The following is a 1,016-nucleotide window of genomic DNA, read 5'->3' on the forward strand; positions in this document are numbered from 1 at the left end:
TTCGGGCATAACATGAGTAAGAGGTGCATGTATGCCAACCAAAAAGAAACCCTTGCGTGACCTGCCCAAAATCCCCAAAGAATTGCTGGAGCAGTTCGGTGAGGGCTTGATGACCGCAGAAGCCATCGAGGATGCCTCTGCGGCATTCAAGAAGGCCCTTATCGAACGCGCGCTGAATGCCGAGCTTGGTTACCATCTGGGCTATCCGCCGGGCGCGCAGCGCCCAGAGGATGAAACCAACCAGCGTAACGGCAAGAGTGGCAAGACGGTTTTGACCGGCGATGGCCCGCTGCGGCTGGAGATTCCTCGTGATCGAGACGGCAGCTTTGCGCCCATTCTGATCCCCAAGCACGAGCGCCGTTACACCGGCTTCGACGACAAGATCATCGCCATGTACGCACGTGGAATGACAGTACGAGAGATCCGAGCTTTTCTTTCCGAGCAGTACGGAACAGAGGTTTCGCACGACTTCATCAGCTCTGTGACAGACGAGGTCATGGAAGAGATCGGCGCGTGGCAACAACGGCCCCTGGAACCGATGTATCCGGTTATTTTCTTTGATGCGCTGCGGGTGAAAATCCGCGAAGAAGGCCTGGTGCGCAACAAGGCCATTTACTTGGCGCTGGGCGTTCTACCCGATGGGACGCGCGATATCTTGGGCATCTGGATCGAGAACACCGAGGGTGCGAAGTTCTGGATGAAGGTGTTCAATGATCTCAAGACGCGTGGTATCGAAGACGTGCTGATTGCTGTGACCGACGGACTCAAAGGGATGCCTGAGGCTCTGAGCGCAGTGTTTCCGGCTACGACACTGCAAACCTGCATCGTTCATCTGATCCGCAACAGCCTTGATTATGCGGCCTGGGATAAGCGTCGTGAGTTGGCCAAGGCGCTAAAACCGATCTACCAGGCCATCAACGCTGAGGCAGCTGAGCAGGCGCTGGACGATTTTGAAAACGGCCCTTGGGGCAAGCAGTATCCAACAGTGGTGGCTGCCTGGAGACGGGCGTGGGATC

At 56.5% G+C, this 1,016-nt stretch carries 1 protein-coding gene; it reads left to right on the top strand.

Annotated elements, in window-relative coordinates:
• Positions 1 to 31: 31 nt before the first annotated feature.
• On the top strand, positions 32 to 1,016 hold a 985-nt coding region (locus ACF8R3_RS21770), incomplete at its 3' end, for an IS256 family transposase (RefSeq protein ID WP_392516127.1).

Origin of the sequence: Pseudomonas sp. FYR_7 (assembly GCF_043106155.1) — a bacterium.
GTDB lineage: Bacteria > Pseudomonadota > Gammaproteobacteria > Pseudomonadales > Pseudomonadaceae > Aquipseudomonas > Aquipseudomonas parafulva_B.